Annotated in this window: 12 protein-coding genes; 5 read left to right on the top strand and 7 right to left on the bottom strand. The window is 50.9% G+C overall.

Annotated features, from left to right (window positions below; all coding sequences use genetic code 11):
- Window position 1 precedes the first annotated feature (1 nt).
- A complete protein-coding gene (gene glgB, locus G006_RS0110640; protein WP_020483170.1) occupies window positions 2–2,182 on the bottom strand; it encodes a 1,4-alpha-glucan branching protein GlgB in 2,181 nt (726 codons plus the stop codon).
- A gap of 215 nt (window positions 2,183–2,397) precedes the next feature.
- Between glgB and glgC the strand changes: the two genes are divergently transcribed.
- Genes glgC through malQ form a run of 3 tightly spaced genes read left to right on the top strand, consistent with a single transcriptional unit; the run spans window position 2,398 to window position 6,850 of the window.
- Window positions 2,398–3,678 (top strand): glucose-1-phosphate adenylyltransferase, encoded by a 1,281-nt coding sequence (glgC, locus tag G006_RS0110635; protein WP_026146964.1) that lies wholly within the window; start codon window positions 2,398–2,400, stop codon window positions 3,676–3,678.
- Window positions 3,668–5,359, top strand: coding sequence for a glycoside hydrolase family 57 protein (locus G006_RS0110630; protein WP_020483168.1), 1,692 nt, complete (start codon window positions 3,668–3,670; stop codon window positions 5,357–5,359). Before glgC ends, G006_RS0110630 begins: the two co-directional genes overlap by 11 nt.
- 18 nt (window positions 5,360–5,377) lie before the next feature.
- Window positions 5,378–6,850 carry a 4-alpha-glucanotransferase gene (malQ, locus tag G006_RS0110625; RefSeq protein WP_026146963.1) on the top strand — a complete coding sequence of 491 codons (1,473 nt, stop codon included), beginning with the start codon at window positions 5,378–5,380 and terminating at the stop codon, window positions 6,848–6,850.
- Window positions 6,851–6,865: 15 nt separating this feature from the next.
- On the opposite strand, the gene G006_RS0110620 is transcribed toward malQ, so the two are convergent.
- The 3 genes from G006_RS0110620 to msrA form a co-directional block, all read right to left on the bottom strand.
- A complete protein-coding gene (locus G006_RS0110620; protein ID WP_020483166.1) occupies window positions 6,866–7,723 on the bottom strand; it encodes a quinoprotein dehydrogenase-associated putative ABC transporter substrate-binding protein in 858 nt (285 codons plus the stop codon).
- Window positions 7,724–7,817: 94 nt separating this feature from the next.
- Window positions 7,818–9,671, bottom strand: coding sequence for a methanol/ethanol family PQQ-dependent dehydrogenase (locus tag G006_RS0110615; protein ID WP_020483165.1), 1,854 nt, complete (start codon window positions 9,669–9,671; stop codon window positions 7,818–7,820).
- A gap of 256 nt (window positions 9,672–9,927) precedes the next feature.
- Window positions 9,928–10,560: a peptide-methionine (S)-S-oxide reductase MsrA gene (msrA, locus tag G006_RS0110610; protein ID WP_020483164.1), complete on the bottom strand. Its 633-nt coding sequence runs from the start codon at window positions 10,558–10,560 to the stop codon at window positions 9,928–9,930.
- Between the two features lie 75 nt (window positions 10,561–10,635).
- On the opposite strand from msrA, the gene hslO reads away from it, so the two are divergent.
- Both hslO and G006_RS0110600 read left to right on the top strand, forming a co-directional pair.
- Window positions 10,636–11,517 carry an Hsp33 family molecular chaperone HslO gene (gene hslO / locus G006_RS0110605; RefSeq protein ID WP_020483163.1) on the top strand — a complete coding sequence of 294 codons (882 nt, stop codon included), beginning with the start codon at window positions 10,636–10,638 and terminating at the stop codon, window positions 11,515–11,517.
- A 7-nt stretch (window positions 11,518–11,524) separates the two neighbouring features.
- Window positions 11,525–12,298: a hypothetical protein gene (locus tag G006_RS0110600; RefSeq protein ID WP_020483162.1), complete on the top strand. Its 774-nt coding sequence runs from the start codon at window positions 11,525–11,527 to the stop codon at window positions 12,296–12,298.
- 626 nt (window positions 12,299–12,924) lie between these two features.
- On the opposite strand, the gene G006_RS0110595 is transcribed toward G006_RS0110600, so the two are convergent.
- The 3 genes from G006_RS0110595 to G006_RS0110585 are packed head-to-tail and all read right to left on the bottom strand — an operon-like array spanning window position 12,925 to window position 15,337.
- Window positions 12,925–13,266, bottom strand: a complete 342-nt coding sequence (locus G006_RS0110595) for a YdbL family protein (RefSeq protein ID WP_020483161.1) — start codon at window positions 13,264–13,266, stop codon at window positions 12,925–12,927.
- Window positions 13,267–13,277: 11 nt separating this feature from the next.
- Window positions 13,278–13,475: a YnbE family lipoprotein gene (locus G006_RS0110590; protein ID WP_020483160.1), complete on the bottom strand. Its 198-nt coding sequence runs from the start codon at window positions 13,473–13,475 to the stop codon at window positions 13,278–13,280.
- Complete coding sequence (locus G006_RS0110585) at window positions 13,472–15,337, bottom strand: intermembrane phospholipid transport protein YdbH family protein (RefSeq protein ID WP_152428847.1); 1,866 nt, start codon at window positions 15,335–15,337, stop codon at window positions 13,472–13,474. Before G006_RS0110585 ends, G006_RS0110590 begins: the two co-directional genes overlap by 4 nt.
- Window positions 15,338–15,364: the final 27 nt, after the last annotated feature.

Below are 15,364 nucleotides of genomic sequence, written 5' to 3'. Positions count from 1 at the left end.
ACTACATTTTCAAAATAATGCCGGCCAGGGGCGGCAAGGTGACGGAAATGGAGTGGTCTTGGTTCATCCACGGTTGCGGTTCGGACAGCACTGCGCCATTACCGGTGTTGCTGCCGTCGTAATACTGCGAATCCGAGTTGAATATTTCGTAGTAAGTACCTGGGTTAGGCACGCCGATCCGGTAGGCTTCACGCGGCACGGGCGTAAAGTTCAGGATCACGATCAGATCTTCATGCGCTGATTTGCGCCGATAGCTAATAATGGATTGCTGATAGTCGTGGCAATCGATCCATTCGAAGCCGTGATGATCAAAGTCGTAGCGGTGCAGGGCCGTATGGCTGGCATAGAGCTTATTCAAGTCTTTGACCAGCGTTTGCAGACCTTTGTGATGCGGATAATCCAAAACGTACCAATCCAACGTGCGGTTGCAACTCCATTCGGTGCCTTGACCGAATTCGCAGCCCATGAACAACAGTTTTTTGCCCGGATAGGTAAACATCATCGTGTACAGCAGGCGCAAATTGGCAAAGCGCTGCCATTCATCGCCGGGCATTTTGTTCAACATCGAACCTTTACCGTGCACCACTTCGTCGTGCGAAAACGGTAGCACGAAGTTTTCGGTGAACGCATATAGCAAACCGAAGGTCAGCGAGTCGTGATGATAAGAGCGGTGAATCGGTTGCTCCTGCATATAATGCAGAATGTCGTGCATCCAGCCCATATTCCATTTCATCGAGAAGCCCAGGCCGCCAGTCCAGGTCGGGCGAGTGACTTGCGGCCAGGAGGTTGATTCCTCGGCCATGATCACCGTGCCGGGATGCTGCTCGTGGGTGACGGTATTCATCTGACGCAGGAAGTCGATCGCTTCCAGATTCTCGTTGCCGCCATACATGTTTGGAATCCAGTCGTTGGCGTCGCGGGAATAATCCAGATACAACATCGAGGCCACCGCATCGACGCGCAGACCGTCCAGATGGAATTCCTCCAGCCAGAAGAAAGCGCTGGACAGCAGGAAGTTTTTCACTTCGTTGCGGCTGTAGTTGTAAATCAAGGTGCCCCAGTCGCGATGCTCGCCCTTGCGCGGGTCTTCATGTTCGTACAATGGTGTACCGTCGAAGCGGCCCAAGGCGAAACTGTCTTTGGGAAAGTGGGCCGGCACCCAATCCAAGATCACGCCGATGCCGTTTTGATGGCAATGATCGACGAAATAGCGGAAATCGTCAGGGGTGCCGTGACGACTGGTCGGCGCAAAATAACCAGTGGTTTGATAACCCCAGGAAATGTCCAGCGGATGCTCGGTGACCGGCAATAACTCGATATGAGTAAACCCCAGTTCCTTCACGTAATCCACCAATTGCTCGGCCAGTTCCCGGTAATTCAGGAAATTGCCGCGATGGTCGCGCCGCCAGGAGCCCAGGTGTACCTCGTAAATCGACATCGGCTGATGCAGCCAATCGTGCTGCGGACGGTGATCCATCCAGCTGCCGTCTTGCCAGGTATAACTGTCTTCTGCTGTGACAATCGCGGCGGTTTGCGGACGGAATTCAAATTGTTGGCCGTAAGGGTCAGTTTTGACCAGTAGTTGGCCGGTATGGCGATTCAGAATTTCAAACTTGTACAGGCAGCCGACGGTCAGGCCTGGAATGAAAATTTCCCAGATGCCGCTACTGCCCAGGCTGCGCATCGGATGGCACCGGCCGTCCCAGCGGTTGAAGTCGCCGATCACGCTGACCCGCTGTGCGTTCGGTGCCCAGACCGCAAAATGTACGCCGGGAATATCGGCTACGCTGTGTAGATGCGAGCCCAGCTTTTGATAGATATGCCAATGCCGGCCTTCGGCAAACAGATGCTGGTCGAATTCCGGCAGTACCGGGCCGAAGCAGTACGGATCGTAGTGTTGGTGGTCATAGCCGTCCTTATCCGTCCAAAATAATGGGTAATGTTCGGCGATGGCTTCGCTACCCGGATGGTATTCGAAAAAATCGGTGTCGGGAATACGAGAGAATTCAGGGCCTTGGGGACTGTTGATTCGCACGGTTTCCGCATAGGGCAAATACACTCTGATGACATTATCGCGGCCTTGGCCATGACGGCCTAGCACTGAGAAAGGATCGTGATGCTTTGCTTCGGTGAGTTTTATTAGTTCTGAATCAAGCGTGTTGGTTTTGCTTGGCTTGTTCATTTTGCAATGCCTCAGTTATAGTTAGTTATCGGTTGGCAGGAATAGCAATTTTGGTAATGACCGACTTTTCAGCATCAAATCGCTTGAGTTTTTACTTTTCCGTGAAGAGTAACGATAATGGCTCTACGCGGCAAGTGGCAGGTAGAGAAATCTGTTAAATGTCGGTTGCAGTCGGTTTTGGGCGGTACAGCTTATTTAATTGAAAGAGGATACACATGTCAGTCGTCGATACACATCAAACGGAGAGACGGGTCAATGATTTAACCCGCAACACCATTGCGTTAATTCTGGCTGGTGGACGCGGATCGCGGCTAAAGGATATGACCGACTGGCGGGCCAAGCCGGCGGTGCCGTTTGGTGGTAAATTCCGTATCATCGACTTCCCATTATCCAATTGTATCAACTCCGACATTCGCAAGATCGGTATCCTTACCCAGTATAAGGCTGATTCGCTAATTCGCCACATTCAACAAGGCTGGGGTTTTTTGCGAGGCGAGTTTGGTGAATACGTGGACTTGATGCCTGCGCAACAACGGCATGACGAACATTCCTGGTATCAAGGTACCGCCGATGCGATTTACCAAAACATCGACATCCTGCGGGCCCGTAATCCTGAGTTTGTATTGGTGTTGGCCGGCGATCATATTTACAAGATGGATTATTCGGTGATGCTGGCCGATCACGTCGCCAACAAGGCGGATCTGACTATCGGTTGTATCGAAGTTTCGCTGGAAGACGCCAAAGCGTTCGGCGTAATGCATGTTGACGAAAACCGTCGAGTTAAGGCTTTTGTGGAAAAGCCCGAAAATCCACCCGTCATGCCTGGCCGCGAAAACACCGCGCTGGCGTCCATGGGTATTTATATTTTCAATGCCGGTTTCTTGTTCGAACAACTGATCAAAGATGCCGACACCAAAGGTTCCAGCCGCGATTTTGGTAAGGACATCATCCCATCGGTGATCGAAAAGTACCGGGTCAATGCTTATCCGTTCCTGGATTTACAAAGCGGCCAGCAAAGTTACTGGCGCGATGTGGGAACCATTGATGCCTACTGGGCGGCCAATATGGAATTGGTCGGTGTTAAGCCTGATATGAATCTGTACGACAACACCTGGCCGATCTGGACCTATCAAGCGCAAACGCCACCGGCCAAATTTGTGTTTGACGATGACGATAGACGCGGCCAGGCGATCGACTCCATGGTCTCCGGCGGTTGCGTGATTTCCGGCGCCACGGTGCGGCACTCCCTGCTGTTTTCCATGGTGCGGGTCAACTCATATAGCTCGGTGCAGGATTCGGTGGTATTGCCAGAGGTGAATATCGGCCGACACTGCCGGATTACCAAAGCCATCATCGAAAAAGGTTGTCAGATACCGGAAGGTACGGTGATCGGTGAAGACCGAGCCGAAGACGAAAAGCGTTTTCATGTCAGCGAGGGCGGCGTGGTGTTGGTGACATCCGATATGCTCGGACAAAGACGGAATTATGTCCGATAAAAAGCTTAAGCTGGTGCTGTGCTGGCACATGCACCAGCCTGAGTACCGCGACATGCAGAGCGGCGAATTCAAGCTGCCATGGACCTACCTGCATGTGATCAAGGACTATGTGGACATGGTCGCACACCTGGAAGCAGTGCCGGGTGCCAAAGCGGTAGTGAATTTTGCGCCTATCCTGCTGGAGCAGATCGAAGATTATTCCAACCAAGTCAGCGGATATTTACACGATAGAATTGCCATCAAGGACCCCCTGCTGGCAGCATTGGTCGAGCCTTCGGTGTCCGCGGATCCGGAAAAGCGCTTAAAGTTGTTGCGCGATTGCCGAAAAGCCAATCGCGAACGGCAGATCGAACGCTATCCGGCTTTTCGTAAATTAACCGATATGGCCGACTGGATTGAAGGGCATCAGGATTCTGTCAATTATCTGAACGCCCAATTCATTTCCGATATTTTGGTTTGGTATCACCTGGTCTGGATGGGCGAGACTGTCAAGCTCAATGATAAGCGCGTGAAACGCTTAATCGAAAAAGGCTGCGGTTTTAGTCTGCATGATAGGATCGAGATTGTCGAAATTATCGGTGATCTGCTATCGAAAGTTATCTACCGTTACAAAGCTTTGGCCAGAAAAGGCCGCATCGAACTATCTGTGACGCCTTATGCGCATCCGATCATGCCGTTGATGCTTGAGATAGACAGTGCGCGCGAGGCAATGCCCGGCGTAATCTTGCCGGGTATTAGTCATTATCCCGGCGGTGAAGAACGGGTGCGTTGGCATTTGCAAAAAGGTTTGGCGACTTTTCGGCATTTTTTCGGTTTCGAACCGCAAGGTTGCTGGCCGTCTGAGGGCAGTATCAGTCAGCGCACCCTGGAAGTGTTAGCTGATTTTGGTTTCAAATGGGCCGCCAGTGGCGGTAATGTCTTGCATAACAGCATACGCGCCAGCGCGGTCGGCGAAGCGGTTGCGGTGCATCGACCCTTCAAGTTGGGTTCCGCAGAGATCGCCTGCTTTTTTCGTGACGACGGCTTGTCGGATTTAATCGGATTTGAATATTCAAAATGGCATGCCGATGATGCGGTGGCAGATCTGATTCATCACTTGGAAAATATCGCCGATTATGAGCCCCAGATGCCCTTGGTTTCGATAATCATGGATGGTGAAAATGCTTGGGAATATTTTCCGGATAACGGGTATCATTTTCTTAGTGCGCTGTATAAGCGGCTCAGCGAACATCCACGTATCGAATTAACCACTTTTTCGGACTATCTGGATAGCGCCGCTCCCCAATGTGGATCCTTGCCGAAATTGGTGGCCGGTAGTTGGGTGTATGGTACGTTTTCGACCTGGATTGGCGATGCCGATAAGAACTGCGGCTGGGATATGTTGGCCGATGTCAAAATCGCTTTCGACAAAGCGGTCGCCAACGGTAAACTCTCCGAGCAACAGCTGGCGGTCGCACAGGTGCAATTGGGCGTCTGCGAGGGATCGGATTGGTTTTGGTGGTTCGGTGATTATAATCCGGGCGAAGCGGTCAGCGATTTTGAAAAACAGTATCGGCTTAATTTGAGCAATCTCTATCGTTTGCTGGGTGAAGAACCTCCGCCGTATCTGGCCTTATCGTTTACGCAAGGCAGCGGCAGTCCGGCGATGGGTGGCGCAATGCGGCGCGGTATTCAAATATAATAAAACGGAACAAACAACATGGGTGCTCTCTTGGATAAACGCCGCGCAGGTGTTTTGCTACACATAACATCGCTCCCGGGCCGTGGAGAGTGTGGCGATTTGGGTAAGGAAGCCTTCAATTTTGTTAATTTTCTGCACGATATAGGCGCCACTGTCTGGCAGACCTTGCCGCTAGGCATGACGCATGGCGACGGTTCACCTTATCAGTGCTTATCGGCACATGCCGGCAATCCTGCCTTGATTAGCATTCAATGGCTAGCCGACAAGGGTTGGCTGCAAACCACAGACCGTTGCGGCGACTGCCACACCAATGCGGAATACACCAAAAGCTGTTTGGTAACCAAAGCGTTCTATGGTTTTCAAAGCTTGGCTGATGCCGAGCAGCAGCACGATTTTAAACAGTTCTGCGTGGAAAAAGCCGATTGGCTGGACGACTTTGCCTTGTTTATCGCCTTACGTAATGTGTTTGGACATAAAAGCTGGAACCAATGGCCGGACGCGCTGAAGCAACGCGAGCCGAACGCGCTTAATGAATCGAAGCAGTTACTGAAGGCTGTGATCGAAACGATCAAATTCGAGCAGTATGTGTTTTTCCGGCAATGGCACGAGTTGAAAGATTACGCGGCCAAGCATGGCGTGTTGATGTTTGGCGACATTCCGATCTTTGTGTCGTACGACAGTGCCGACGTTTGGGCGAACCGGGCGGTATTTAAACTTAACGATTTGGGCGAAATGGATACGGTGGCCGGCGTGCCGCCGGACTATTTCTCTGAGAACGGTCAGCGTTGGGGTAACCCGCACTATGACTGGAAATATTTGCAGAAAACCGGTTTTAAATGGTGGCTGGATAGAATCAAATCCCAGTACGAAATGTTCGATATTTTGCGAATCGATCATTTTCGCGGTTTAGAGGCTGCATGGGAAATTCCGGCCAGCGAGCATACCGCAATCAACGGGCGTTGGGTTAAAGCGCCGGGTGCTGAGTTGCTGGCGGCTATTCAGGAGCAATTTGCCTCTCTGTCCTTGGTGGCAGAGGATCTAGGCATTATTACCGAAGAAGTAGAAGCTTTGCGCGACGACTTCGATTTGCCGGGGATGAAGATTTTGCAGTTTGCTTTCGGTGACGACAGTCGCAATCCCTATTTGCCGTGCAATTACCAGAAAAATAGCGTGGTCTATACGGGTACCCACGATAACGATACCACGCTGGGCTGGTTCGAAGGGCTTAATGACGGCGAGAAACAGCGCATATACGATTATCTCGGCTGGTCCAGCTTGCCTATGCCCAGTGCCTTGATTCATGCCGCGTTCGGGTCGGTTGCCAATCTGGCGGTGATTCCGATGCAGGATATTCTGAAGTTGGGATCGCCCGATAGAATGAACACGCCAGGCACAACCGAAGGAAATTGGCGCTGGCGGTTCGATTGGTCGCAGTTAACCGATGATAAAGCCGGACATTTTGCGCATCTGGTTAGATTGTTTGGACGCTAACCCTTAAATGGCATTTCAATCGTCGTCTTTTTTGCCGGTGTCTGCGGGGATCGGCAACACAGCGATGTCGTAACTTGCGATGATGGCTTGGATTTTGTCCAGGTTCTTGTCGATCAATTCATTTAGTTGTTGCTTGCGTTTGTTGTCGCCTTGACGCAAGCCCATGGCTATTGAAAAATCAAACTTCAGGCCGGGTGAAGATTGCATAGGTATCGCAATATAGCTGCCTTTGGGGGCTTGCGATTGCACATATCCCGCCATAGGTCCCCAAAGTATTACCATGTCTATTTTTTGGGCGCGTAAGTCTTTTTCGATTTGCATGGCGGTGTTGTGTTCGCTGTCTCCGGTCATGCTTTGGTAGGGAATTCCTTGCTCTAGTAATCCGCTTTTTTGCAGCCATTCGGTGCCCGGGCCGCGGTCGAACATTGCTATTTTTAGCTTTTCCTGTCTTTCCAGGGGGAGATTAGCTAGCTGTGCGCTGTCTTTGATATCGTCCCAGCCACGGCCTTTGGCGATCAGCAGCACATAAGTCGAGTGGAAGTAGGGTTTGCTGGTATCTGTAAGATCGTAGCCGGCCGGCACGCCCATCACTACGTCGCATTTAAAACCTTCGCCGTTATCGTTCTCGGCTTTCAATGTGTTGCGGATAAAGCCGATTCTTTCCGGTAGCCAAGTGTATTCCAGTTCCTGTCCTAACTGTTCGGCAAATAGAGCGGCAATTTTGTTTTCGTAGCCGGTTTGTTCTTTGGTCGAATAGGGCGGGTTTAACGGGTCGGCGCAAACCCGGAATTTATCTTGGGCATTCACGGAAATAGTGGCTAACGCCAAGGTCGCCGTCATTAACAGTCTTGATGCGGTTGAGAACATTTTCATCGCAGTTTCCTTTTAGCTTGGGTCTATACGTAAAAAAGCCTTGGCCGATTGCTCGGCCAAGGCTTGCTTCACTGACGATCTAAGGAATTAGATCTTAGTTAGGCAGAGCGAATACAGTCAGTGTACCACCCAATTTGGTGTAAGAGCTCAGGCTTCTGTACGCACCTACCGCACCCAGACCTTCCGAATTGGTAGCGGATGTACCGTCGTCCAGACCGGCTGCGATACCGATACCGGCCCAGCCACCGATACCCGACAGAACGCCAACATACTGTTTACCTTCATATTCCCAGGTATTAACGTTACCGATGATGCCTGATGGGGTTTTGAATTTGTACAATTCTTTACCGGTTTTGGCATCAACCGCTTTCAGGTAACCTTCCAGGGTGCCGTAGAATACGACGCCGCCGGCGGTAGCAACCGAACCTGACCAAACAGAGAATTGCTCTTTGTTAGACCAAGCGATTTTGCCGGTTTTGGCGTCAAAAGCGGTAAATTGGCCCAAGTTTGTGGAATCGTCCTTTTTACCGGTCAGAACGTCGACGCCAGGAGGCATCATACTCACGGTGGAGCCAACATAGGGTTGACCTGCGGTGTAAGAAACTTCAAATGGTTCATAGTTCATGCAAATGTGGTTGCCTGAGATGTAGAACAGACCGGTTTCTGGCGAATAAGAAACAGGTTGTTGATTTTTCGCGCCTAATGCTGCGGGGCAAATACCGACAGTGGTAACGTCCTCACCATGGAATTCAGGGCTGAACTCAGGAACAACAATAGGACGGCCGGATTTCATGTCCACGTGGGAAGCCCAGTTCACGGCTTTGTCGAATTTTTCGGCAACCAGTAATTCCCCGCTTTCACGGTCCAGCGTATAGCCGAAACCGTTGCGGTCGAAGTGAACCATGGTTTTACGCATTTTTCCGTTAACTTCTTGGTCAACCAGAACGGATTCGTTGATGCTGTCGTAGTCCCACTCATCGTGGGGGGTTACTTGGTAAACCCATTTAACTTCACCGGTGTCGGCATCGCGAGCCCACAATGACATGGACCATTTGTTGTCGCCTGGACGTTGTACAGGGTTCCAGGTCGATGGGTTGCCTGAGCCGTAATAAACCAAGTTCAGTTTAGGATCGTAAGAGTACCAACCCCAGGTGGTGCCCCCGCCGATTTTCCATTGGTCACCTTTCCAGGTGCTGGTGCCTGAATCAGCGCCAACAGGAGTGACTTTGCCGTTTTCCCAAGTGGTGGATTTACCTGGTTTCAACAGAGTATCTTTGTCAGGACCCATGCTGTAGCCTTTCCATTCCAGTTGACCGGTACGGATGTTGTAAGCCGCCAAAAAGCCGCGAACACCAAACTCACCGCCGGAAATACCGGTAATGACTTTATCTTTAACAACCAATGGTGCGTTGGTGTTGGTCATACCCAGTTTCGGGTCGCCGTTTTGTACGCTCCATACGCGTTTACCGGTTTTGGCATCCAGTGCAGTCAGAACGGTGTCTGATTGTTGCAGGAAGATTTTGCCGTCGCCGTAAGCCAAACCACGGTTAACGGTGTCGCAGCACATCACAGGGATGGTTACGTCAGCGTCCATGGTAGGAGTGAACTCCCAGATGACTGCTTTAGTTTTTTGGTCGATCGCGTAAACGGTGTTAGGGAACGGAGTGTGGATGTACAGAACGCCGTTAACAACTAAAGGACCACCCTCGTGACCACGCAGAACGCCGGTAGAGAAAGACCAGGCAGGTTGCAGGTTTTTAACGTTTTGAGCGTTGATTTGCGACAGTTTGCTATAACGAGTGCCGGCGTAGTCGCCGCCCCAAGATGCCCAGTTAGCAGGGTTTTGGGTTAATTTTTCTAAGTCGTCGTTAGCGGTAGAGACAGTTGGTGCAGCAAGTAAAGTCGCTACAGTCGAAGCAAGCAGCCAGTTTTTTACAGGCTTCTTCATATGTTTCCTCCTGGTAATCTGTTGATGAGACAGAGTACGATTTTGTGTTGTTAAGACTAATATTAGTTTTAAAGCTCTGTTTGGATGACTGCCCTTTAGGGCTTGTTCGGCTTTAGCCGAGCGCAGAGGGAGAGCCACACCAGACGCGTAAATTGAAGGATTTTTTCCTAAAAGTCAACCGGAAAAACTCTCCGGGGATGGCGGTGAAACAATAATCTCAAGTCTTATAATGCCTTAGCATTTCTCGGCGATTCCGCTATCTGGAAAAACACACGCCCAGGCCGCCCAAGCCGCAGTATCCGGATGGGTTTTTAGCCAGATATTGTTGATGATCTTCCTCGGCATAATATAAAGTCGGGGCATCGCGGATTTCGGTGGTTATTTCATTAAAACCGGCTGCCACTAACTGCGCTTGATATTGTTGTTGGCTTGCCAGTGCCAATGGATATTGGTCGTCGTGACAGTAGATGACGGACCGGTATTGGGTGCCGACATCGTTGCCTTGCCGCATGCCTTGGGTGGGATTGTGAGACTCCCAAAATATTGCCAGTAAATCTTGGTAAGTGACCAGGGCCAGATCGAACACGACCAACACCACTTCGGCGTGGCCGGTTAGACCTGTGCAAATTTCCTGATAAGTTGGGTTGGGCGTAAAACCGCCGGCATAGCCGACTGCGGTGCTGAATACACCGGCTTGTTGCCAGAATTTGCGCTCGGCGCCCCAGAAACAACCCATGCCGAACACGGCTTGTTGCAGATGCTCCGGAAATGGCGGATGGATAGGATGTCCGTTGACGGCGTGAACTCGACCGCTATCTATGGCCTGCTGGCGTCCCGGTAAGGCTTGATCGGCGCTGGGCATGGCGGTTTTTTTGAATAGAAAAGACATAAGTGCATCCCGAGGTCGAATGATGGGGTAGTGCGGATTATAATCGCGGCTCAGTTAAGAGGAATCAACTAAATCATGAAACAACAAGATTGCTTACGCCGCTTTATTTTTGAAGAACACGGAGTGCGCGGCGAATGGGTACGGCTGGAAAAAAGCTGGCAACAAGCCAAGCAGCATCAACATTTGGTCAATGATGCCGTCGATGCACAAATGGGGCAAGCTTTGGCTGCGGTGGTTTTGCTGTCGGCAACCATCAAGTTCAAAGGCGCAATGATCATGCAGATTCAAGGCGGCGGCGATTTGAAAGCCCTGGTGGCGCAATCCAGCAACGAAAGGCAAATCAGAGGCTTGGTGCGTAGCGAAACCAGTGTGGCCGGCGCGAATTTGCAGGAAATGATAGGCGAGGGCGGCCGGCTGGTGTTGACGGTGGAGTCGGAAAACGCCGAGCCATATCAAGGTATCGTCGGCGTCGAGGCGGAAACTCTGGCCGATGTATTGAGAACTTATTTCACGCAGTCCGAGCAGCTCGATACCCGTTTGTGGCTGTTTGCAAACAAAACCCATGCGGCCGGCCTGTTCATCCAGGAGTTGCCGAGCGGCAATCGGGATATAACCGACTGGGAACGCATTGAGATACTGGCCAACACTGTTACCGCCGACGAACTGTTGAGTCTGGATTGCGAAGATTTATTGCATCGTTTGTTTCATCAAGAGAAGGTCAGAATTTACGAACCGGAAGCGGTGGAATTCAAATGCAATTGCTCCAGGCCAAAAATTGGCGGCACTTTAGTCGCGTTGGGGCGGTCGGAGTTACAGGCAATTTTGCAGGAACGCGACGACATCGAAGTCGATTGCCAATTTTGCGGAGCGCAATACCACTTCGACAAGGTTGATGTGGAGAACCTGCTGACCAATCCGGCAGCCGAAACCGATACTAACTCGCCTACCCGGCATTGAGGGGGCTATGCATAAAATTAACCGCTTTTTTCGCCTGTTCCTGGCTTTCGCATTGCTCAGTACGATGACCGGGTGTTTACACTGGTTGCACGCCTACCAGACTTATTTGCAAATGGACGAGTTTGATCGTTATTTTGCGGTGACGTCTAAAGAGGATTTCACGGTGCATTTCAAACAACCCAAACTGCTAAGCGAAGATTTTGTGTCGCTGGCCAAGCTGCACGCCAGCAGTGAAGAACACACCGGCGACGGCAAACGCTGGCGCTATTGGTTTCGTAAGATAGACAAAGACAGCAAGCTGATTGCGCCGGAGATTAGTTTTTATCTGGATCTGGCTTTTAACAAGGAAGATAAAATCACCGACTGGACGTTCTCCAACCTGTTTTTACAAATCGCCCCACCGGAGTTTCTGGAGGCGTCGTTTCGTTCCTTGGGCGGTGCGGAAATCAACGAAGAGAAAAAACAGCTGAGAGCCAAAGCTGATCAAATGGAAAAAATCGCCGCGCTGCTACCAAAAAAAGCCACGGTGATTAAACAATTGGGCGAACCGCTGGAAATCACCGATGAAGAAAAACAGGAAGTCTATCTTTACCACTTTCGGCTGGACGCCAAAGATATCGAAGAAGGTTACGAGGATAGGGCTTTGAGCGAAGTCAGGCTGATGTTCGATAAAACCACGTCTGAATTGATCAAAATGTCCGGACGGTTTGCCGGTTTGAAAATATCGATAAACTACAGGAATTTTCAGGAAGAAGACGATAAAAAAGTGGCGGGCATGTGAGCTAGAACGGCAGGCATAAAAAAGCCCACATAAAGTGGGCTTCGTCCGGTCTTATTTTTTATATTGATTGGACGCCTACCGTTGAACAGTAGGTTAATTTCTTGCGTTTATTGTTGTTGTTATACCGGATTAACGGTCGCCTATCCCCCCCCTCATTTAACGATCAGGATTCTTTCGAATCGTCTGCGCTTCGCTGAAAGTGGGCGAATTCTATTGGATTAAAATGCCCTTGTCTACAAAAAAGTGTGACAATTTGTCGCACATTGATTTTGTGGGCATTGTGCCTGGTTTTTCTTCGAGAAATATACTCGCACCAAAGACCCGAACAGCTTAGATTCTTGGAATAACCAGAACGTATTGGCATGGGCGAATGTCCGAATCGTCTGATTTTCGTAGTTTGATAGGGCTAAACGATTGTCAGGCAAGAGATTTTAACGCGTGTCGCTCGCCTTGACTAAGTTGGATCGCAAGGTAACTTCTCCCGAGTGGTGCTGGTGATGTTCAGGTTTAGGTCGGGAGATAGCTAAATTTGACTTATTAGTGCCACTGCGAACAAATGACGGTATTTATACTTTGCTGTAGGCCTTACTAAGAGCCGTTTTAAATACCAGTACTGGCACTAGCCCTCAGCGCTGCGTCCAGCCAGAAGGCGTTTCTACAAATTGTCCTGGTGCCGCTTGCCCTATAACTTTCTGCGCAGTCAGTCGGCCCACTTCCTCTACTGGAACGCCGTTTTTAGCAGCTATGCGCTGGTACTCGGTCAGGCGTTGGGCATTAATGCTCTTGACCAGTTCTTGTATCTCGGCGGACGCATCGGCTTTCACCAGACCCAGGAAACCGTTCATTTGTTCGCCCACCAAGCCAGCCGATTTTGCCTGGGCCAGATCGGCTGCATTAACCGGCAGGGCGACCAGACATAAGCCTAAAAATAGTGACGGTAAAATTGATAGCAAATTTTTGTTGTTCATCATTAGCTCCTTTAAAACAAGCCTTTCTGGCTGGAAAGCAATTCGTCTACGTCTTTTTCCACTTTCAAGCGGATTTCGTGTTCGATCTTTACATTCATATTAATTTCAATCGGTTTGTCCGGTGCTTCCAGTCTGACTGAAGGCGAACACCCCGTCAGGTAGATGCTGCCGCACAAGATGGCAGCGCTACTTACTGCTTTCCAGTTCATTGACTCCTCCGATCCGCCGGCGGCGGTTTGGGTGATTGATCCCCTGTTGGGGTGTTCGGCGATTTTTCCAGATTAGCCGGTTTGGCGATGGCCTGTTCCAGAATGGTTCGTTCCAAATCGCCGGCTAAAATCCCTTTTTGCAACAACTCGGGCAGTTGACCGCTGATATTCAAGTTAAAGGCTAGCGGATGGCCGGATAATACTTCCGGGTTACTGCCTTCCAGGCGTAAGCCCAGATGATAGTCGCCGTTCGGGCGATAATTTACCTTGGCTTGCAGACTCCGATAAACCAGGTTTTTAAGAGCCTTAAAGGCGATATTCTGACTATCGGCTGGTCCGGCATAGCGTAACACACCCGGCTGCGTGCCGCTGAGGCTGCCGTCTTGCAAGTCTATGGCCCCCGCGGATAGCCGCAACGGTAGTTCACCGTCTATCGTGCCGGTGCCGGAAATATTCGGGTAATGCAGGCTCATTAAAAGTTGCGACAGATCGACGTCGTGCAGTCGTAGGGTCAACAGAATCGGCGTTTGCTCCAAGCGTATCGTGCCCGGCATCAATTCCATCGTGCCGCCGAATAGTGCCAGGCTGGCCTGATTTAGGGTCAGTGCCTGATCGAGATAGCGGGCTTTGACATTAAGGTTGCGCGCTATCAAATCTTTACCCAATCCCAGCGTCGGCACTTCGGCAGACAAGTCTACGGCCTGACTCGCCAACTCCGGAATGTTCAGTTCGACCTTAGCGTTCTCGATTTTTGCCAGACCGGCTGCCATGGCCAAATCGGTAATAGTCAATTGTGCCGTCCCGGAAGCATCTTGATTGCTCGGCTTTTGCAGTTGCAGGTTTCCCAGCACTGCGCCGCCGGTAACTGTCCCGCTAGCTGCCATGGCCGGTAACCAGGGTTTGATTAAATCGAATGCCTCGCTGGCGGGCATGTCCAGGCGGCCGATCGCATCGATAGTCTGCTTGTTTGTCATCGCTATATCGACAGCAACTAGAGGCTGCTTATTGCGTTTCAGCATGGCTTCAGCCTGCAGACTGGCGAAGTTGTCCGTTGTTTTGGCGTTTACGCTTAGCTGCGCAGCACTTAGCAAAGGGCTTAACTTCGATACATCATAGGTCTGGGTTTTTACCCGCAAAGTTTGCGGTATCAGTAAGCTGCTGCCAAACCACTCGATAAGCCCCAGTGCGCCAGCATGCAGACTGATTTGCTTGGCGGGGCGATCCAGTTGTTGGGCTTCCAGTGCGAATATATTGCCACTTGGTAGCCGATCGACGCTGAGTTTGGCTGCGCTAAAACCCGGATCGATATGCAGATGAAGGGATTGTCGGGCATCCTGAAATTTTGCGTCGATGGCATCGGCCGCACCGCGTTTAATCTCAGCTTGACCGGCGAAGCTGCTCAGTCCCCAGGGTGTGTCGATGTCAATTTCCAGTTTCGCGATGCTCAATCGGTCCAGCGGTAAACTGATAGGGGCGTTTTCCGTGGTTTTAGTTGCGGGTGGGTCGGCAGGGTTATAGTTAGTTTTCAACTCGGCGTGGCCGATGCTGACGCTGTTGAGTATGCGCTTTTCCAGATCGTAATCGGTGGCGACCTCCTGCATCGCGACTGTTAAGTCGCCAGCCGGCGTTGCCACGCCGAAGCTGATTTCAGCCAGCTTGGCTTGCTTATAGTCAAACGACAGTCCCGATAGCGAAGGTGAGCTAAGTACGGTGTGTTTCAGGGCCTGTTGCAGTATTAGCTCAAGTAAAACCGCGCGTTGCCACCAGACGGCCAGGCACAACAGCGCAATTACCAGGAGCGCAACGCCGACTGTTCTGAGCCATGAACCGCGCTGTTTCAAATTTTTTGCGGCGGGCGGCAAGGTCACAACCTACCTATCGGTAGCATT

The sequence above is a fragment of the Methylomonas sp. MK1 genome (genome assembly GCF_000365425.1).
GTDB lineage: Bacteria > Pseudomonadota > Gammaproteobacteria > Methylococcales > Methylomonadaceae > Methylomonas.
The sequence above is the reverse complement of the archived record's forward strand: the minus strand, read 5'-3'. Positions and strand labels throughout refer to the sequence as shown.